This is a genomic window from Pseudomonas sp. 13159349 (assembly GCF_013305685.1).
GTDB classification, from domain to species: domain Bacteria; phylum Pseudomonadota; class Gammaproteobacteria; order Pseudomonadales; family Pseudomonadaceae; genus Aquipseudomonas; species Aquipseudomonas asiatica.
Window position 1 is genome coordinate 420496 of record NZ_CP045553.1, and the last position, 19805, is coordinate 440300.

The window sequence follows — 19805 nt, forward strand, 5'->3', positions numbered from 1 at the left end:
ACCGTCATGTTGCATATTTTCTGTCCCCACTGCGGCGAGCTGCGCTCCGAAGAAGAGTTCCACGCCTCTGGCCAGGCGCACATCGCCCGCCCGCTGGACCCTAACGCCTGCTCCGACGAGGAGTGGGGTACCTACATGTTCTACCGTGACAACCCACGCGGTATTCACCACGAACTGTGGGACCACGTTGCCGGCTGCCGCCAGTATTTCAACGTCACCCGCGACACCGTGACCTACGAAATTCTGGAAACCTACAAGATTGGCGAGAAGCCGCAAGTGACCGCCAGCGGCAAGCAGAACAGCGCCGCGTCGACCGTCAAAGGCCAAGGGGAAAAAGTATGAGCCAGACCTATCGCCTCGCCAGCGGCGGCCGTATCGACCGCAGCAAGGTCCTGAACTTCACTTTCAACGGCAAGACCTACCAGGGTTATGCCGGTGACAGCCTGGCTGCCGCATTGCTGGCCAACGGCGTCGACATCGTCGGCCGCAGCTTCAAGTATTCGCGCCCACGCGGCATCATCGCCGCCGGTACCGAAGAGCCGAACGCCATCCTGCAGATCGGCTCCAGCGAAGCCACCCAGATCCCCAACGTGCGTGCCACCCAGCAGGCGCTGTACGCAGGTCTTGTAGCTACCAGCACCAACGGCTGGCCGAACGTCAACAACGACGTCATGGGCATCCTGGGCAAGGTGGGCGGCAGCATGATGCCGCCGGGCTTCTACTACAAAACCTTCATGTACCCGAAATCGTTCTGGATGACTTACGAGAAGTACATCCGCAAAGCCGCCGGCCTTGGCCGCGCGCCGCTGCAGAACGACCCGGACAGCTACGACTACATGAACCAGCACTGCGACGTGCTGATCGTCGGCGCCGGCCCTGCTGGCCTGGCCGCCGCACTGGCCGCTGCCCGCAGCGGTGCCCGCGTGATCCTGGCTGACGAGCAGGAAGAGTTCGGCGGCAGCCTGCTCGACACCCGCGAAACCCTCGACGGCAAGCCTGCTACCGATTGGGTCAACGCCGTGGTCAAGGAGCTGGAAAGCCTGCCGGAAGTGACCCTGCTGCCACGTGCCACGGTCAACGGCTACCACGACCATAACTTCCTGACCATCCACGAGCGCCTCACCGACCACCTCGGCGACCGCGCCCCGATCGGCCAGGTTCGCCACCGCGTGCACCGCGTGCGTGCCAAGCGCGTAGTGCTGGCTGCCGGCGCCCACGAGCGCCCGCTGGTGTACGGCAACAACGACGTGCCGGGCAACATGCTGGCTGGTGCCGTTTCCACCTACGTACGCCGTTACGGCGTGGCCCCGGGCCGCAAGCTGGTGCTGTCGACCAACAACGACCACGCCTACCGCGCCGCGCTGGACTGGCACGACGCCGGCCTGCAAGTGGTCGCCATCGCCGACGCCCGTCACAACCCGCGTGGCTCGCTGGTCGAAGAAGCGCGTGCCAAAGGCATCCGCATCCTCACCTCCAGCGCCGTGATCGAGGCCAAGGGCAGCAAGCATGTTACCGGCGCCCGTGTGGCCGCCATCGACGTGCAGGCACACAAGGTCACCAGCCCTGGCGAAACCCTCGAGTGCGACCTGATCGCCACCTCCGGCGGTTACAGCCCGATCGTGCACCTGGCTTCGCACCTGGGCGGTCGCCCGGTATGGCGTGAAGACATCCTCGGCTTCGTGCCGGGCGATGCTCCGCAGAAACGCGAATGCGTGGGTGGCATCAACGGCGTCTACGCCCTGGGCGACGTGATCGCCGATGGCTTCGAGGGCGGCGTTCGCGCAGCCACCGAAGCGGGCTTCAAGGCCACCGTTGGCAGCCTGCCGAAAACCGTTGCACGCAAGGAAGAGGCCACTGTGGCGCTGTTCCAGGTGCCGCACGACAAAGGCACTGCCCGTGCACCCAAGCAGTTCGTTGACCAGCAGAACGACGTCACCGCAGCCGCCATCGAACTGGCCACCCGCGAAGGCTTCGAGTCGGTCGAGCACGTGAAACGCTACACCGCGCTGGGCTTCGGTACCGACCAGGGCAAACTGGGCAACATCAACGGCCTGGCCATTGCCGCCCGTTCGATCGGCATCACCATCCCGGAAATGGGCACCACCATGTTCCGTCCCAACTACACGCCGGTTACCTTCGGCGCGGTAGCGGGCCGTCACTGTGGTCACCTGTTCGAGCCCATACGCTTCACCGCCCTGCATGCCTGGCACGTGAAGAACGGCGCCGAGTTCGAAGATGTCGGCCAGTGGAAGCGCCCATGGTACTTCCCGAAAGCCGGTGAAGACATCCACGCCGCCGTGGCCCGTGAATGCAAGGCCGTGCGCGACAGCGTGGGCCTGCTGGACGCCTCGACCCTGGGCAAGATCGACATCCAGGGCCCGGACGCGCGTGAGTTCCTCAACCGCATCTACACCAACGCCTGGACCAAGCTCGACGTGGGCAAGGCCCGCTATGGCCTGATGTGCAAGGAAGACGGCATGGTCTTCGACGACGGCGTAACCGCCTGCGTCGGCGACAACCACTTCATCATGACCACCACCACTGGTGGCGCCGCCCGCGTGCTGCAGTGGATGGAGCTGTACCACCAGACCGAATGGCCGGAACTGAAGGTGTACTTCACCTCGGTCACCGACCACTGGGCCACCATGACCCTGTCCGGCCCGAACAGCCGCAAGCTGCTCAGCGAGCTGACCGACATCGACATGGACAAGGAAGCCTTCCCGTTCATGACCTGGAAAGAAGGCAACGTCGGCGGCGTACCGGCCCGGGTGTTCCGTATCTCGTTCACCGGCGAGCTGTCGTACGAAGTCAACGTACAGGCCAACTACGCCATGGGCGTGCTGGAACAGATCATCGAGGCAGGCAAGAAGTACAACCTGACCCCGTACGGCACCGAGACCATGCACGTACTGCGTGCCGAGAAGGGCTTCATCATCGTTGGCCAGGACACTGACGGCTCGATGACCCCGGATGACCTGAACATGAGCTGGTGCGTGGGCCGCAACAAGCCGTATTCGTGGATCGGCCTGCGTGGCATGAACCGCGAAGACTGCGTGCGCGAAAACCGCAAGCAGCTGGTGGGCCTGAAGCCGGTCGACCCGACCAAGTGGCTGCCGGAAGGCGCCCAGCTGGTGTTCGACCCGAAACAGCCGATCCCGATGGACATGGTTGGCCACGTCACCTCCAGCTATGCGTCCAACTCCCTGGGCTATTCGTTCGCCATGGGTGTGGTCAAAGGCGGCCTTAAGCGCATGGGCGAGCGCGTCTACTCGCCGCAGGCGGATGGCAGCGTGATCGAGGCGGAGATCGTGTCTTCGGTGTTCTTCGATCCGAAGGGTGAGCGGCAGAACGTTTGACTCCGGGCCCTGTGGGGGCAGGCCAGGCCCAATCGCCGGCAAGCCAGCTCCCACAGGATCGATGCAGCTTTGAAGGTTGGCGAGCTCCCTGTGGGAGCTGGCTTGCCGGCGATGAGGCCGGTAGCCCCAACACACAAGCTGCGTCGCATCGACGAACAAGAATTCAAGGCAGGTAAGAAATGAGCGCTATCAACGTCTTCCAGCAAAACCCCGGCGCCGAGGCCAAGGCCCAGTCGCCACTGCACCACGCCGACCTGGCCAGCCTGGTTGGCAAAGGCCGCAAGAACGCAGGCGTGACCCTGCGTGAACGCAAGTTCCTCGGCCACCTGACCCTCCGTGGCGACGGCCACGACCCGGAATTTGCCGCCGGCGTGCACAAGGCCCTGGGCCTGGAGCTGCCAGTGGCCCTGACCGTGGTCGCCAACAACGAAATGTCGCTGCAATGGATGGGGCCGGACGAGTGGCTGCTGATCGTCCCGGGGGGCCAGGAGTTTGCCGTCGAGCAGAAGCTGCGCGCGGCCCTCGAAGGCCAGCACATCCAGGTGGTCAATGTCAGCGGCGGGCAGAGCCTGCTGGAACTGCGCGGCCCGAACGTGCGCGAAGTGCTGATGAAGTCCACCAGCTATGATGTTCATCCGAACAACTTCCCGGTGGGCAAGGCAGTCGGCACTGTCTTCGCCAAGTCGCAACTGGTGATCCGCCGCACCGCCGAAGATACCTGGGAGCTGGTGATTCGCCGCAGCTTCGCCGACTACTGGTGGCTGTGGCTGCAGGACGCTTCGGCCGAGTACGGCCTGAGCATCGAGGCTTAAGGAGAACAGAACATGAGTCGGGCACCGGATACCTGGATTCTCACCGCCGACTGCCCGAGCATGCTCGGCACCGTCGACGTGGTGACGCGTTACCTCTTCGAGCAGCGCTGCTACGTGACGGAGCACCACTCCTTCGATGACCGGCTGTCGGGGCGTTTCTTCATTCGCGTGGAGTTCCGCCAGCCGGATGATTTCGATGAAGCCGGCTTCCGGGCCGGCCTTGCCGAGCGCAGCGAGGCGTTCGGCATGACCTTCGAGCTGACCGCACCTAACCATCGCCCCAAGGTGGTGATCATGGTGTCCAAGGCCGACCACTGCCTTAACGACCTGCTGTATCGCCAGCGTATCGGTCAGCTGGCCATGGACGTGGTCGCGGTGGTATCCAACCACCCTGATCTCGAACCCCTGGCACACTGGCACAAGATTCCTTACTACCACTTTGCCCTCGACCCCAAGGACAAGCCCGGGCAAGAGCGCAAGGTACTTCAGGTGATCGAGGAAACCGGCGCCGAACTGGTGATTCTTGCGCGCTACATGCAGGTGCTGTCACCGGAGCTGTGCCGGCGCCTGGATGGTTGGGCGATCAACATTCACCACTCGTTGCTGCCAGGGTTCAAAGGCGCCAAGCCTTATCACCAGGCGTACAACAAGGGCGTGAAGATGGTTGGCGCTACCGCGCACTACATCAACAACGACCTGGACGAAGGCCCGATCATCGCCCAGGGTGTGGAGGTAGTCGACCACAGTCATTACCCCGAAGACCTGATTGCCAAAGGGCGCGACATCGAGTGCCTGACCCTGGCGCGAGCTGTGGGGTATCACATCGAGCGACGAGTGTTCCTCAATGCGAACAGGACTGTGGTGCTCTGACCGCGTCTAGCTTTTATCGCGGGCATGGGCTTTCAGGGTTTCGCGGATGGCTGTAACGAACCTCTGGCGCATGTCCGCACCCAGTTTGTTACCTGGGATTGGTTCGCCGTCGCGGTCCACCCAGCCTGCTTTGAACTCATGAAGATCCATGCCTTCGGCTTCTTCGTCGAAGTCGTAGCCTGGACCATAAGCCGCGTAATAGAAGATCTTGTCGGCGTCCAGAAAGTACCGCTGTTTGCCGAACAATGCTGCTTCGATGTCTGGGTCGAAGCCCTGCTGCCTGGCAGCCTCGACCCAGTATGGCCAGAAGGCGTCCTCGGGGCGTTCAGTATCCGTCATGGTGGTTCTCCAGTTTGATAGACGATGGGTTACTGCATCCCTATCGAATCACTCGGTCGCCAACGTATTGCGGTAGATATTCATCGCCCCGGGCATGCGCTCGACCACCACCTGGCCGATTGCCGTTCAGAGGTATTTGCCTGTCGTTTCCAGTCAGCGCATCCGTCCCCATCAGGCCCACAATTCCCTGCATTCCAGTAACACATGCCGCCCACGGATGGCGGCGCGTTCAACCACCGCTGCATAAATATAAATCAAGCGAGGTAAGAGCATGTCTGGCAATCGTGGAGTGGTATATCTCGGCGCCGGCAAGGTCGAGGTGCAGAAGATCGACTACCCGAAAATGCAGGACCCACGCGGCAAGAAGATCGAGCACGGCGTGATCCTGAAGGTGGTCTCCACCAACATCTGCGGCTCCGACCAGCACATGGTCCGCGGTCGCACCACTGCCCAGGTCGGCCTGGTCCTGGGCCACGAAATCACCGGCGAGATCGTCGAGAAGGGCCGTGACGTCGAGCGCATGCAGATTGGCGACCTGGTCTCGGTGCCATTCAACGTCGCCTGTGGCCGCTGCCGCTCCTGCAAGGAAATGCACACCGGTGTCTGCCTCACCGTCAACCCTGCCCGCGCTGGCGGTGCCTATGGTTACGTCGACATGGGCGACTGGACCGGCGGCCAGGCCGAGTACGTGCTGGTGCCGTACGCCGACTTCAACCTGCTGAAACTGCCCGAGCGCGACAAGGCCATGGAAAAGATCCGTGACCTGACCTGCCTGTCTGACATCCTGCCTACTGGTTACCACGGTGCCGTGACTGCCGGCGTTGGCCCAGGCAGCACCGTCTACGTTGCCGGTGCCGGCCCGGTCGGTTTGGCTGCCGCTGCCTCGGCACGTCTGCTGGGCGCTGCTTGCGTCATCGTTGGCGACCTCAACCCAGCCCGCCTGGCTCACGCCAAGTCCCAGGGTTTCGAAGTGGTCGACCTGTCCAAGGACACCCCGCTGCACGAGCAGATCGTCGATATCCTCGGCGAGCCTGAAGTGGACTGCGCCATCGACGCCGTTGGCTTCGAGGCCCGCGGCCATGGCCACGAAGGTGCCAAGCATGAAGCGCCAGCTACCGTGCTGAACTCGCTGATGCAGGTTACCCGCGTTGCCGGCAACATCGGTATCCCGGGCCTGTACGTGACCGAAGACCCGGGTGCGGTGGATGCTGCCGCCAAGATCGGCGCGCTGAGCATTCGCTTCGGCCTGGGCTGGGCAAAATCGCACAGCTTCCACACCGGCCAGACCCCGACCATGAAGTACAACCGCCAGCTGATGCAGGCGATCATGTGGGATCGAATCAACATCGCTGAAGTGGTTGGTGTGCAGGTGATCAACCTGGATCAGGCGCCGGAAGGTTATGGCGAGTTCGATGCGGGTGTGCCGAAGAAGTTCGTTATTGACCCGCACAAGATGTGGGGGGCGGCGTAATCAGCGCCGATTAACAAGAGCCCCTCGAATCGAGGGGCTTTTTTGTGGCTGTTGCACTGATCTCAAGCCTGCACTGCCCTGTAGGAGCGGCCTTGTGTCGCGAAAGGGCTGCCAAGCAGCCCCAGGGTTTTGGCGCAAATGCACAAATTGCCGGGGCTGCTGCGCAGCCCTTTCGCGACACAAGGCCGCTCCTACAGCTGACCGCGCTAACCGGCCAAGCTATACAAGGCTCAGCGCATCATCCCCAGCTCGGCATCATCCATCAGCGCCTTGGCCAACGCGCTCAGGTAATGTGAAGCCCAAAGCAACTGCGGCTTGTTGTCCATCAGTCCGTCAATGGTCATATCCCGCACATACCGCTACGGCTTTCTGACCGTGCAACCGAAGTCCACTTAAATTAGGTGGACAGCATGGCCTTCGGCGGTTGCGGCAGGAAGATCTATTGGCCGGACGAATACAATAAATATGAGAAATGTATTGAACATTCAAAGCCGCTTGTAGAGGGCGGCTTTGAAGTGTTCGCTCTCATAATTTAATCAGCATCGAAGATGAGGTTCTCAAGGCTACCAGGTCGCTCTCTCCGGGCGTCTCGACGAGCTTGCTGTCGGCCATATCTGATCTCTCTCAAATAAATTCTTGCACCACCAAGAGATTCTATGCTGTTTATATCTTCTAATAGGTCAAGCCTTGCTACAGCGCTTCTGCTGAAATTACCCGGTACGCCGGAGAGTGTTCCCGCCCTCGCAGCGCTCATTGTTTGATCGCTTGTGGTTATTGCTTTTATGTATCTTTGAATGATTGGGGTGGTATAGCTATTAATGGATCTAGAAGTTTTTGAGAGTGCGGCTGCCTCTTGGGGGAGTAGATTGCTAATAATGGACTCGAATATATCGGGCTCCCTTATTTTATCAAAGTGATTAATGGGTTCAGGTGTGGCAGAGTAGCGTGGGGCGTTTGGACGCAATGCACTGGCATGCGAGGTGGTACGCTTGAGCGTGGAGGGCTTGAATCTATGAAACGCTACGGCAGCGTTCTTGCTCACCTTCATGACCTGGCCATTTTCCAAATGTACGAGTACATGACCTGTCGGGTCTGTATAGTTGACTGGATCTCCGCCGCAGTATGCGTAACAGTTCGTTCCACCCTTTCCAAAGGGGCTGAGGCTATCAGGTGATTGAAAACGCATTAGATCCGGGGAGTATGCTCTATACCCCAATCCAAGGTGATAGACTCCTAATAGTATATCTATGAATTCGCCATTGAATCCTTGCAACGTCCGTTTGGACGGTAGGTTTCTAGAATGCCCAAAAGCGGCATATGCATACTCTTCTTTTTTTGCACTGTCATGGGTGTACATTATTGAGTTTTTCGTATCTGTCGCTAACAGTTCAAGTTTTCGGGCGCTATCATTAGAGGATTCAGCGAAAATATGTTTGGTGGACCGGAAAGTCGAACGGTAATGATCGCCTATTTTTAAAGTGATGAGATTACCGCTTTGGTAGAAGAGGTGTGCCATGATAGTCCTCCAACAAATTGATTGAGCTAGCCTCGTGGCGCTTGGCGGTACGATGGCGGAGTCGCGGAAGTATAAATTAGACTAACTTCATCTATGTCGATTCTGCTACTGGCAAATTTGACAGTTGCTTTTTTGGAGCGACATGGCTCTCCGGCCCTTCTCTGAGGAAATGTCCGATTGCGCTGTGAGTAGCGCCATCAACTGATATTTTTGCTAGTAGACGGCATAACCTGATTGGGCGAGTGTATGGATAGAGGTGATCATGATGCTGGAGGTGATATCTATGCCTATTAAACCTGTACCTGAACAAGGAATGTCTGAAAAATATGATTCCAAGTTGGAACTGGCCTTCGCTCAGTATTTCTATCAAGGTGATAATCTACATGCAAAAATTCAAAGCTATAAATGCCAATCGATTTATAGGTTCGAGCACGGCGTGCTTGCCCAGCGTGAAATTCATGACGGTCGATACGAGATAGGACTGCTTTATCATGATGAAAAACTATCTGTTTCGCGTGTGCCGAAATATGGAGCGAAATTTGGAGTCGCCTACGCGCCCTATGGTTGTGCATCCTTAGAAAATTTAAAGGATGCTTTGCTTGGGTTCAGTGGTGAGCGATTTGATGAAGTCGCAGTTCGTTACTTATTAGGTAATGGATATCGTGCGTATAGTCCCAGTCTGATGCGATTTACCAGTCCGGATAACTTGAGCCCATTTGGTAGAGGGGGAGCGAATTCGTACGTGTACTGCATTGGTGACCCTGTAAACTTTACCGATCCGACAGGTCATGGGCGGATTTTCAACTTTTTTAGGAGTCTTCTTTGGTCCTCTAAAAGCCCTGGCGGAAAGCAGGCAGACCAAGACGTCCGGATTGGTTATCATGGTACAAGTAAGGCCGCAGCAAAGAAGATTTTGAAGGAAGGTTTTAAAAGCCCAACTGGCACATTGTTTGTGACCGATACGTACGAGAATGCGCTCAACTATGCAGGTTTAAAGAAAAAAGGTGCTGTGTTAGCGGTAAGTACAGTTGATTTTGCAGTGGTTAAGAAAGAATCCTCACGGGGAGTGGTACGGAGCAAAGGTATAAATGAACTGAGGATTCCTGGGGCGGCGCACCACGTACTTACGTTCAAGCGAGTTTCAAGTCCAGGCGAACCCACAGATTTTAGCAGGTTTATAACTTTGGAAGAGCAAATGGCGCGCGATATCAAGGCGCTCCGGCAAAGGATGGGGGACATCTGACTGTGCGGTGTCATCTCTTCCTTCACTGTGGGCAAAGCCGGCGCCTTTGGTTCAGCCTTCAGTCTGAAATTTTTGGACGTGTAGTGCAGGCCCTATCACCAGCGGCCGGCAGTTTTATCAGGTAGCGGGTGATTAGGGGCCGAGTCCTTTGAGTATCTGGATATCTGCTTTAAAAGTGAAACCATCGGAGTTGATCAGTCCCGAGTTGTTGGCGGATCTCTTCTGCTCTCCTTCCAATACGCTCAAAATAATTGCTGTATTCCTGAAATATCTCGGTGCCCGTCGCGACGTAACGTCGGTGTCTGCTGAAGGTTTGAATATGCCCGTCGGCGATCATCACTAGGCGTACTCCATGGTCTGGAGGATGCCGCCTTCAAGGGAGTGGGGATTATGGGGCGGATCAGAAACAGTTTTCAGCATGGTGTAACCCTCAATTTGCGATGAAGCCGCCGCCATTTGCTGTCAAACAAAGGGCGGCAGTTGTGCAATGGGTTGACAGACCGGTCAAATTGAGGGGCCCGGCGCACCCGAAGGTGCCCCACGCACAGTCGCCATGAAAGGCAGGGCATAGCTGGTAAATTTTCAATTTTCTGTATGACACTATTATGAAGGGCGCACTTACGTTTTGTGTTAATTGGAAGAATTCCCTCAACTTTTCCTTGGATTGCCGCAGGTACTATGTTTGCATCTAGTTTTTTGACATTTTTTATGGTTAATTCCCCAATCTCCAAGTGGAATGCCTTTGATGTGGAGGCAAGGTTCCCCAGGTCTTTTGCTGGAAGTTGACTGAATATTTTATCTCGTACACCTGGTTCATTGATGATGCTTAAGGTACCCCCTGGGTTGGATGAAGGCTTCCTCAATCCCGTAATATTACCGATCCACTTGGCAACGCTACGTAAATAATGGGGAATGTTCCCCGAGGGGGCTACTTTATTGATAGGGTCGTTCTGGCAGTAAGCGTAAGCATTCACACCTCATCTGTCGAAGGGGCTGAACGTGTCCGGACTGCCGAACCGCATCAGGCATGTGATGTATAGTCGGTGCCCATTGCCCAGTAGATATCCTTGAGTCAAAAGGTCTCGCCGCTGCCCATTAAATCCAAGCAGTGCTGCCGTTTTTTCAATATTTAGATAGCCATAGGGGGAGTACGACATTGTGTCACTCCGCATGCCAAGGACTGTATTGGCTTCATCGACTCTAAAAAGTTAGGCTCCTGAGTCTGGTCAAACTGAGCCATATGGGTGGCTTGCGCCCCGGAAACATGACAATAGCCTTGCGCAGATATCTCGGTAGTAAGTTTGCCATTTTTATAGAAGGTCATGGCGCTTCTATCTGAGACCTTTTGGGAGTGCGGGCTGATTGATGTTGAAACCAATTCTCTTCTATTTCCGGTGTTGTCCATCATAAATTTCTTCCTGGGCGCTTGCGATTTTGCGATGGCGCTTTACATTGCGCGCCATGTTTAGGTGGTGACAACTAGCAATTCTGCTAGGTAACGAACGGCTGGAACAAACCCCAAAACCATGAGTCAAACCCCTCGTTTCCCACGCCATCCCGGCCCACGAGGTCCCCCCCCCCCGATGAAAGCATTCACCCTGGCAACCCTGATGACCCTGGCCGCAAGCCCGGTGTTTGCCTTCAACCTCAGCGACGCCGCCAACGCCGTGTCGGCCATGCAGAACCAGAATCATAGCCAGCAAGGCCAGGTGCAGGCACCCGAGGCGCAGGCAAACCTGCTCAATACCTTGGGCAGCCAATTGAATATCACCCCGGAGCAAGCCGTGGGTGGTGCTGGGGCCATGCTTGGGCTGGCGCGCAACAACCTGAGCAGCGACGACTACGGCCAATTGACCAAGGCCGTGCCAGGGCTGGACCTGCTTGCCGGGGCCAATGCACTGGGTGGCTTGAGTGGCCTGGGTGAGTTGCTGGGCAAGAACAGCGAGAGCCAGTCGGCTTTGAGCAATGCGCTGGGCAACAATGTGGAAAACCGCAGCGACCTGGACAATGCGTTCAAGGCGCTGGGGATGGATACCGGGATGATCGGGCAGTTTGCGCCGTTGCTGCTGCAGTACCTGGGGCAGCAGGGGATTGCTGGGTCGTTGTTGCAGAACCTGGGGAGTTTGTGGACCACTCCTGCTCCATTGACTCGACCTTCGGTCTGAGGGTTTTGCCAGCATCACAGCCTTGAAGGCTTACGCTGTACCTGTAGGAGCGGCCTTGCGTCGCGAAAGAGGCGCGAAGCGGCCCCGGCAATCTGTGTGGTGACGCTGAAATCCTGGGGCCGCTTTGCGGCCCTTCGCGACACAAGGCCGCTCCTACAAAGGCCAGCGCAGGCCATGAGAATGGTGTATCCCGCAAACACGGAATCGCGTCCTGTCAGGTCGCTTCCGTAAAGTCTACCAGGCGTACCGGGCGGCGGAAGCCGGCGGTCAGTACTGCCAGGTACGCAAGACCCAGCGCAAACCAGCACAGGCCAATCACCAAGGTAAGCGCCGACAGGCTGGTCCACAGCCACAGTGTCAACCCCAACCCCACCAGCGGCACCAGGCCATAGCTCAGCAGCCCTTTGAGGCTGCGCTGCGAGGCATCGTCCACCAGGTGGGTCTTCACCACCGCCAGGTTCACCGCCGAAAACGCCACCAGCGCACCAAAGCTGATCAGCGAGGCAAGGGTCGCCAGGTCGATCACCAACGCCAGCAACGAGAACGCCGAAACCAGCAGAATGGCGAACACCGGCGTGCCAAAGCGCGGTGACAGGTAGCCGAACGTTCGCTGCGGCAGCACCTTGTCACGACCCATGGTGAATAGAATGCGCGACACAGCCGCCTGCGAGGCCAGCGCCGAGCCCAAGCTGCCAGCCACATAGGCCGCAGTGAAGAAGTTGGCCAGGAACTGCCCGCCCGCCTTGAACATCACCTCGTTGGCCGCCGCATCGGCATTGGCAAAGGTGGTGCCGGGTAGTACCAGTTGGCTGACATAGGCCAGCACGGTGAACAGCACGCCGGCGAACAGGGTGGTGAGGATGATTGCCCGTGGCACATCGCGGCGGGCATCGCGGCATTCTTCGGCCAAGGTCGAGACAGCGTCAAAGCCGAGGAACGACAGGCACAGCACCGCCGCACCAGCCATCAGCGCGCCGAAGCCCGGCTGCGAACCGTCGCCCAGCAGTGGTGAAAGCAGGTCGAGCGGTTGGCCGGCCAGGGACTGGCAGGACAGGGCGACGAACACCACGATGAAGACGATCTGTGCACCGACGATCAGGTTGCTGGTCTTGGCCACAGAGTGAATACCGACCACGTTGAGCACCGTGACCAGGGCGATAGAGGCCAGCGCGATCGACCACGCGGGGATGGCCGGAAAGGCGATGTTCAGGAACAAGCCGATCAGCAGGTAGTTGATCATCGGCAGGAACAGGTAGTCGAGCAGCAGCGACCAGCCGGCCAGGAAGCCAACGTTCGGGCCGAAGGCCATGTTGGTGTAGGAGTACGCCGAGCCCGCGACCGGGAAGCGTTTGACCATGAAGCTGTAGGAGGTGGCGGTGAACAGCATGGCCACCAGGGTGACGATATAGGCGCCGGCCGTGCGACCACCAGTAAGTTCGGTGACGATGCCGTAAGTGGTGAAGATGGTCAGCGGGACCATGTACACCAGGCCGAAGAACACCAGGGCGGGCAGGCCGAGGACACGGCGGAGCTGGACGGGGGTGGAGCTGGGGGGGTTGGCCATCGTTCGATCCAGAGCATTTTTTGTAGTTGTGCTTTGGTCGATTTTTATCCACTTAGGTGGGGTGTGACAAAGAAGTAATCCTAATGCTGATTATTAGCCAGGTTTTTAATCGGATTCTTGTAATGCCTGTACCTGCCTCTTCGCGGGCTCGCCCGCTCCCACAGGACCTGCACAGAATTCAAAAACTGTGGAGATCCTGTGGGAGCGGGCATGCCCGCGAAGAGGCCGGATCAGGCAGTAAAGATCTCAGCCCATCTCCACCCGCAGCTGCTCGATCCGCAAGTCCTTCTCCACCCACAACTGGTTCACCCAGGCCTGCACGGTCTGCCTGAACTCAGCATCATTCTCGTAATCCCCCGCCCACAGCATCGGGTCCAGTTCACGCACACGAATGTCGATAATCACCCGGCTGATGCTGCCATTGAGCAAATCCCAGAAACCAGGCGCCTTGTTGCCGGGGTAGACGATGGTCACATCCAGCAAGGCATCCAGTTGCTCGCCCAATGCCGCCAGCACGAACGCCACACCACCAGCCTTGGGCTTGAGCAGGTAGCGATACGGCGATTGCTGCTGCTGACGCTTGGCTTCGGTGAAGCGGGTGCCTTCCAGGTAGTTCACCACGGTCACCGGCTGGCGCTTGAACAGTTCACAGGCAGCCTTGGTGATTTCCAGGTCCTTGCCTTTCAGCTCGGGGTGCTTCTCCAGGAAGGCCTTGCTGTAGCGCTTCATGAACGGGTAATCCAGCCCCCACCAGGCCAGGCCCAGCAGTGGTACCCAGATCAGCTCCTTCTTCAGGAAGAACTTGAAGAACGGTGTACGGCGGTTGAGGCTCTCGATCAGCGCCGGGATATCGACCCAGGTCTGGTGGTTGCTGACGGCCAGGTACGAAGTGTCCTTGCGCAGGTTCTCGACGCCGCGGATATCCCACTGGGTAGGAATGCACAGGGCAAAGATGGCCTTGTCGATCTCCGACCAGGTCTCGGCCACCCACATCACCGCCCAGGAAGCATAGTCACGCCCACGCCCCGGAAGCACCAGTTTGAGCAGGGCGAAGACCAGCAGCGGGCAGATCAACACCAGGGTGTTGAGCAGCAGCAGGGTGGTAGTGAGGATGCCGGTCAGCAGGCGACGCATAAAGAGACTCTTGTTGTAGGAGATAAACGGTTGGCAATGATAAGCAGGGCCGTGCCCTACGCCAAATTTCCAGTGCCCTGCGGCGAGGACAAATGTTTCACATTATGTTGGATAGGCTTGTGACAGCGAACCTATCCTGCCAGTGCAGTCTAAGCACTGACCCTCCTCAAGGAAGCTTGCCTGTGAAACCTCTGCTTGCCCTGTTGTCGTTGTTGGCGCTGCCGGTCATGGCCGCCGAGCCCACAATCTATGGCCGTTACGAGAACATAGCCCTGCCCGAACTGGGCGAAACCCTGAAAGCCAAGATGGATACCGGTGCCTTCACCGCGTCGCTGTCGGCCAAGGATATCGAGCTGTTCACCCGTGATGGCGACGAGTGGGTGCGCTTCCGCCTGGCCACCAAGGACTCGGACGGCAAGGTGTACGAGCACAAGGTCTCGCGCATCAGCAAGATCAAGGGCCGTGCCGATGAAGAGGAGGAAGGCGATGCGCCGGAAATCTCCAAGCGCCCGGTGGTCGACCTGGAGCTGTGCCTGGGGGACGTGAAGCGCACCGTCGAGGTCAACCTGGTGGACCGCAGCAGCTTCAACTACCCGCTGCTGGTGGGTTCCAAGGCTTTGCGCGAGTTCAAGGCGGCGGTCAATCCGGCCAAGAAGTTCACCGCTGGCAAGCCAGGCTGCTGATCGCAAGCCACCTGTACCGGCCTCTTCGCGGGCACGCCCGCTCCCACAGGGATGGCGCGTGTCCTTGTGGGCTGCGCGGTACCTGTGGGAGCTGGCTTGCCTGCGATGGGGCGCATAGCGGCCCCACGATCTCAGCGCTGATGCAGAAATCGCCGGGGCCGCTCTGCGGCCCTTTCGCGACACAAGGCCGCTCCTACACAATAGTGCGTCGCCATAGATATCTGCACAGGCCCGGACGCCATGCCCCACATCCTCATCGTCGAAGACGAAGCCGCCATCGCCGACACCTTGGTCTATGCCCTGCAGGCCGACGGCCATAGCACCGAATGGGTAACCCTGGGCAGCGCCGCCCTCGACCAGCAGCGCCAGCGCCCGGCCGACCTGGTCATCCTCGATATCGGCCTGCCCGATATCAGTGGCTTCGAAACCTGCCGTCAGCTGCGCCGCTTCAGCGAAGTACCGGTAATGTTCCTCAGCGCCCGCGACGGCGAAATCGACCGGGTGGTGGGACTGGAAATCGGCGCAGACGATTATGTGGTCAAACCCTTCAGCCCGCGTGAAGTGGCGGCGCGAGTACGGGCGATCCTCAAGCGCATGGGCCCCAGGGTCGAGCCAGCTGTCGAGACCGCGCTGTTCCAGCTCGACACCTTGCGCATGCAGATCACCTACCGCGGCCAGCCACTCCCCCTTACCCGCCACGAATTCCGCCTGCTGCAATGCCTGCTCGAGCAACCGCACCGGGTATTCAGCCGCGAACAGCTGCTGGACGCCGTGGGCGTGGCCTCTGACGTTGGCTACGAGCGCACCATCGACAGCCATATCAAGAGCCTGCGCGCCAAGCTGCGCCAGGTGGCCAGCGACGCCGAACCGATCCAGACCCACCGTGGCCTCGGCTACAGCTACAGCCCGGACCATGCTTGATGCGCCTGGGCATCCGGATCTTCCTGGTGTACTTCCTGTTCGTCGGGCTGGCGGGCTACTTTCTGCTCAACACGGTGCGTGAACAGATCCGTCCGGTAGTGCGACAGTCCTCGGAAGAAACGCTGGTGGACACCGCCAACCTGCTGGCCGAGATCCTGCACGATGACGTCAAGGCCGGCACCCTGAACCAGAGCCGCTTGCCCGAAGTGCTCAAGGCCTACGGCTCGCGCAGCCCGGGTGCGCAGATCTGGGGGCTGGCCAAGAACCAGGTCAGCCACCGCATCTACGTCACCGATGCCAAGGGCACCGTACTGCTGGACTCCAGCGGCGAGGACCTGGGCAAGGACTACTCGAAGTGGAATGACGTGTACCTGACCCTACGTGGCCAGTATGGCGCCCGTTCCACCCGCAGCGACCCCGAAGATGAAAGCACCTCGGTGATGCATGTAGGCGCGCCGATCATCGACGATGGCAAGATCATCGGCGTGGTCACCGTGGCCAAGCCCAACAGCTCGCTGCAACCGTACATCGACCGCTCAGAACGGCGCTTGCTCACCTTGGGGCTGGGGCTGATCGGCCTGGGCCTGCTGATCGGTGCCGCGTTGTCGTGGTGGCTGGCGCGCTCGCTGCGCCGGCTGGCCCGCTACGCTCAGGCGGTCAGCGAGGGCGAGCGCGCCGCCCTGCCGCATTACAAGGGTGGTGAACTGGCTCACCTGGCCCAGGCGGTCGAGCACATGCGCACCCAACTGGAAGGCAAGGCTTATGTCGAGCGGTATGTGCATACCCTGACACACGAGCTGAAAAGCCCGCTGGCGGCCATTCGTGGCGCTTCCGAGCTGTTGCAGGGCGATGACATGCCGGCTGACCAGCGGGCGCGCTTTGCCGGCAACATCGAGCGCGAGAGCGAGCGTTTGCAGCAGATGATCGAACGCCTGCTCAACCTGGCCCGGGTCGAGCAGATGCAGGCGCTGGAGGATGAGCAGCAGGTGGCGCTGGCGGCATTGGTGGACGAGTTGCTGTTGGCCCATGCGGCGCGTATCGAAGGTGCCGATTTGCAGGTGCGTCAGCGGGTGCCGGCTGGTTTGCGCCTGTTGTGTGACCCGTTTCTGATGCGCCAGGCGCTGGCCAACCTGCTCGACAACGCGTTGGACTTCACCCCGGAGGGCGGCGCGCTGCTGTTCGACCTGGAGCGCGATGGCGAGCGGGTGGCGCTGAGTGTGTTCAACCAGGGGCAGGCGATACCTGCCTATGCCATTGGGCGGGTGAGCGAGCGGTTCTACTCGCTGCCGCGGCCGGGGAGTGGGCGCAAGAGTACCGGGCTGGGGCTGAATTTCGTGGCCGAGGTGATGCAGCTGCATGGCGGGGCGTTGGCGGTGGATAACGTCGATGGTGGGGTGCGGGTGAGGTTGTGGCTGCCGGTGCGGCGTATCAGCTGACATTGCCGGGGCTGCTGCGCAGCCCATCGCGACACAAGGCCGCTCCTACAAGAGCGCGCGTCCTCCTGTAGGAGCGGCCTTGTGTCGCGATGGGCCGCAAAGCGGCCCCAAAAACACACAATCTCCACACCATCTCCCCGAGGCCTCCACGCAAGGCGCAGACACTGCGCCCACTGCCACAGGAGGCCCCATGAACAAGACCCTCGGTTTCAAACTCGGCATGATCGCCGTATTGATCTTGCTGCTGCTCGTCCCGCTACTGCTGATCAGCGGCCTGATCGGTGAACGCCAGGCCCTGCGCGACACTGTGCTGCGCGATATCGCCCAGAGCGCTAGCTTCGACCAGCAACTCAGCGGCCCGCTGCTGGTGGTGCCCTACCGCAAGTACCAGCGCCGCTGGATCGAAAAGGACGGCGAGCGCACGCAAGAAACCAGCACCATTGCCGGTCACCTGTACTTCCTGCCGGAAACCTTCGACGCCGACCTGGGCGTGGACACCGAACTGCGCGCCCGTGGCATCTACCAGGCCCGGCTGTTCCACGCCAAGGGCCGTATCAGTGGCCGCTTCAAGCTCCCGGAACGCTGGGGCATCGACAAGGACTTCGACGACTACCGCTTCGACAAGCCGTTCCTGGTGGTGGGCATCAGCGATATCCGCGGCATCGAGAACGGCCTTGAGCTGAGCATCGGCGAGCAGAAAGTACCGTTCGAAGCCGGTACCCGGCTCGACTGGATGCGCGGCGGCGTGCACGCCAGCCTGCCGGGGCTGGACGGCTTGCAGGCGCGTGAATTCAGCTATGGTTTCGATCTCGCACTGCAAGGCACCGGCCAGCTGCACGTAGTGCCGGTGGGCCGCACCAGTGCCGTGGACCTGCGTGCCAACTGGCCGCACCCGAGCTTCGTCGGCAACTACCTGCCCAGTCGCCGCGATATCGACGCCCAAGGCTTCAGTGCCCACTGGCAGACCTCGTTCTTTGCCACCAACCTCGAAGACGCCCTGCGCCAGTGCGCTACCGCCGGGCAGTGTGCGGACTTCAGCGAGCGCAGCTTCGGTGTCAGCTTCGTCGACCCGGTGGACCAGTACCTGAAGAGCGAGCGGGCGATCAAGTACGCCTTGCTGTTCATCGCCCTGACCTTCGCCGGCTTCTTCCTGTTCGAAGTGCTTAAGAACCTCAGCGTACACCCGGTGCAGTACATCCTGGTGGGGGTGGCGCTGGCTTTCTTCTACCTGCTGTTGCTGTCGTTGTCCGAGCACATCGGCTTTGGTTTGGCGTATGGGTTGTCAGCTTCGGCGTGTGTGCTGCTGATCGGCTTCTACCTGAGCCATGTGCTGCGCAGCCTGGGGCGTGGGGTGGGCTTTGCGGTGGGGTTGGCGGCGTTGTATGCGCTGCTGTACGGGCTGCTGAGTGCCGAGGACTATGCGCTGTTGATGGGCTCGTTGCTGTGCTTTGGCCTGCTGGGGGTATTCATGGTGCTGACCCGGCGGCTGGATTGGGCCCGGGTGGGGAGGGTGGCATGAGGGAGGACAGAGAGATCGGGCGGTGGTTGGCCCTCAGGATCGGGCAGTTGTTTCCTGTGATACCGAGGTGAGGCATTCGCAGCACAAGGCTGCTCCTACAGGGGAGCACGAGTGCCTGTAGGAGCAGCCTTGTGCTGCGAATGGGCCTGTCAGGCTGCCGGTGCTGTTGCCACCATCGACGGCCGCTTGGCCACCTCGGCATACCACGCCGCCAATCCAGGCTGGTGTTCACGCCAGCCAAACTCGGGCTGGCGCAAATCCAGATACCCCAGCGCACAGGCCACGCCAATCGCTGCCAGGTCGAACCCGGACATCAACTCGGGCAAATGCTCCTGCTCCAGATTGGCCAGGCTACGGCGGATCTTGTCGCCCTGTGCCTGCAGCCAACCATCCCAGCGCTTGTCTTCAGGGCGCAGGAAACTCTCGTAGCGGCTCGATACCGCCGCATCCATGATGGCATCGGCCTGCGACACCAGCGTCATGCGCCGCCAGCGTGCCGAGCCTTCGCGCGGCAGCAGCGGCAGGCCGACGTGCTGCAGGTCGAGGTACTCGCAGATCACCCGGCTGTCATGCAGAACGGTGCCGTCTTCCAGGCGCAGGGCCGGGATCTTGCCGATCGGGTTGTCCTGGTTGAGCTGTGGGTCGCCGCTGACCGGGCTGATGTTCACCGGCTGCAGCTGCACGCGCTCAAGTTGGCCGGTCTCGTGCAACACCACCATGACCTTGCGCACGAAAGGCGACAACGGCGAGTGGAACAGAGTCATCGTGCTCATGCT

Annotated in this window: 17 protein-coding genes and 1 pseudogene; 11 read left to right on the top strand and 7 right to left on the bottom strand. The window is 59.8% G+C overall.

Annotated features, from left to right (window positions below; all coding sequences use genetic code 11):
* The first annotated feature begins 6 nt into the window (after nt 1-6).
* The 4 genes from GEV38_RS01900 (at nt 7) to purU (ending at nt 5038) form a co-directional block, all read left to right on the top strand.
* A complete protein-coding gene (locus GEV38_RS01900; RefSeq protein WP_013970519.1) occupies nt 7-342 on the top strand; it encodes a sarcosine oxidase subunit delta in 336 nt (111 codons plus the stop codon).
* Nucleotides 339-3356 carry a sarcosine oxidase subunit alpha gene (locus GEV38_RS01905; protein ID WP_054573676.1) on the top strand — a complete coding sequence of 1006 codons (3018 nt, stop codon included), beginning with the start codon at nt 339-341 and terminating at the stop codon, nt 3354-3356. Before GEV38_RS01900 ends, GEV38_RS01905 begins: the two co-directional genes overlap by 4 nt.
* A 179-nt stretch (nt 3357-3535) precedes the next feature.
* Nucleotides 3536-4168, top strand: a complete 633-nt coding sequence (locus GEV38_RS01910; RefSeq protein ID WP_015268660.1) for a sarcosine oxidase subunit gamma — start codon at nt 3536-3538, stop codon at nt 4166-4168.
* A 12-nt stretch (nt 4169-4180) separates the two neighbouring features.
* Complete coding sequence (gene purU / locus GEV38_RS01915; protein ID WP_013970522.1) at nt 4181-5038, top strand: formyltetrahydrofolate deformylase; 858 nt, start codon at nt 4181-4183, stop codon at nt 5036-5038.
* A gap of 6 nt (nt 5039-5044) precedes the next feature.
* Here the strand turns inward: purU and GEV38_RS01920 are convergent, their stop codons facing one another.
* Nucleotides 5045-5377 carry a hypothetical protein gene (locus GEV38_RS01920; protein WP_054573677.1) on the bottom strand — a complete coding sequence of 111 codons (333 nt, stop codon included), beginning with the start codon at nt 5375-5377 and terminating at the stop codon, nt 5045-5047.
* A 271-nt stretch (nt 5378-5648) separates the two neighbouring features.
* Here GEV38_RS01920 and fdhA point away from each other — a divergent pair, with 271 nt between their 5' ends.
* Nucleotides 5649-6848, top strand: a complete 1200-nt coding sequence (fdhA, locus tag GEV38_RS01925) for a formaldehyde dehydrogenase, glutathione-independent (protein WP_015268662.1) — start codon at nt 5649-5651, stop codon at nt 6846-6848.
* A 230-nt stretch (nt 6849-7078) separates the two neighbouring features.
* Here fdhA and GEV38_RS01930 read toward each other — a convergent pair.
* Together GEV38_RS01930 and GEV38_RS01935 are read right to left on the bottom strand one after the other, a co-directional pair.
* Nucleotides 7079-7204, bottom strand: a pseudogene (locus tag GEV38_RS01930) (DUF3077 domain-containing protein); the annotation flags it as partial.
* Between the two features lie 176 nt (nt 7205-7380).
* A complete protein-coding gene (locus GEV38_RS01935) occupies nt 7381-8364 on the bottom strand; it encodes an RHS repeat-associated core domain-containing protein (RefSeq protein ID WP_081014018.1) in 984 nt (327 codons plus the stop codon).
* 262 nt (nt 8365-8626) lie between these two features.
* Here GEV38_RS01935 and GEV38_RS01940 point away from each other — a divergent pair, with 262 nt between their 5' ends.
* The gene (locus GEV38_RS01940) at nt 8627-9607 is read left to right on the top strand and encodes an RHS repeat-associated core domain-containing protein (RefSeq protein WP_081014019.1); all 981 of its coding nucleotides are present in this window, start codon (nt 8627-8629) and stop codon (nt 9605-9607) included.
* Between the two features lie 977 nt (nt 9608-10584).
* Here GEV38_RS01940 and GEV38_RS27525 read toward each other — a convergent pair.
* Entirely contained in the window at nt 10585-10779 is a 195-nt protein-coding gene (locus GEV38_RS27525) for an RHS repeat-associated core domain-containing protein (RefSeq protein WP_306130903.1), read from the bottom strand.
* Nucleotides 10780-11190: 411 nt separating this feature from the next.
* Between GEV38_RS27525 and GEV38_RS01950 the strand changes: the two genes are divergently transcribed.
* Entirely contained in the window at nt 11191-11772 is a 582-nt protein-coding gene (locus tag GEV38_RS01950) for a DUF2780 domain-containing protein (RefSeq protein ID WP_054573678.1), read from the top strand.
* A 214-nt stretch (nt 11773-11986) separates the two neighbouring features.
* Here GEV38_RS01950 and GEV38_RS01955 read toward each other — a convergent pair whose 3' ends face one another.
* Both GEV38_RS01955 and GEV38_RS01960 read right to left on the bottom strand, forming a co-directional pair.
* Complete coding sequence (locus GEV38_RS01955) at nt 11987-13336, bottom strand: APC family permease (RefSeq protein WP_003257525.1); 1350 nt, start codon at nt 13334-13336, stop codon at nt 11987-11989.
* Between the two features lie 246 nt (nt 13337-13582).
* A complete protein-coding gene (locus tag GEV38_RS01960) occupies nt 13583-14470 on the bottom strand; it encodes an acyltransferase (RefSeq protein ID WP_025337401.1) in 888 nt (295 codons plus the stop codon).
* Between the two features lie 182 nt (nt 14471-14652).
* Between GEV38_RS01960 and GEV38_RS01965 the strand changes: the two genes are divergently transcribed.
* From GEV38_RS01965 to creD, 4 genes are all read left to right on the top strand, one after another.
* On the top strand, nt 14653-15153 hold the full coding sequence (locus GEV38_RS01965; RefSeq protein WP_015268670.1) for an ATP-dependent zinc protease: 501 nt from the start codon (nt 14653-14655) through the stop codon (nt 15151-15153).
* 240 nt (nt 15154-15393) lie between these two features.
* On the top strand, nt 15394-16074 hold the full coding sequence (gene creB, locus GEV38_RS01970; protein WP_015268671.1) for a two-component system response regulator CreB: 681 nt from the start codon (nt 15394-15396) through the stop codon (nt 16072-16074).
* Entirely contained in the window at nt 16074-17510 is a 1437-nt protein-coding gene (gene creC, locus GEV38_RS01975; RefSeq protein ID WP_015268672.1) for a two-component system sensor histidine kinase CreC, read from the top strand. The genes creB and creC overlap by 1 nt, the downstream gene beginning before the upstream one ends.
* Before the next feature lie 190 nt (nt 17511-17700).
* A complete protein-coding gene (creD, locus tag GEV38_RS01980) occupies nt 17701-19029 on the top strand; it encodes a cell envelope integrity protein CreD (protein WP_015268673.1) in 1329 nt (442 codons plus the stop codon).
* Between the two features lie 149 nt (nt 19030-19178).
* On the opposite strand, the gene GEV38_RS01985 is transcribed toward creD, so the two are convergent.
* Nucleotides 19179-19802, bottom strand: a complete 624-nt coding sequence (locus GEV38_RS01985; RefSeq protein WP_015268674.1) for a glutathione S-transferase — start codon at nt 19800-19802, stop codon at nt 19179-19181.
* Between the last annotated feature and the right edge of the window lie 3 nt (nt 19803-19805).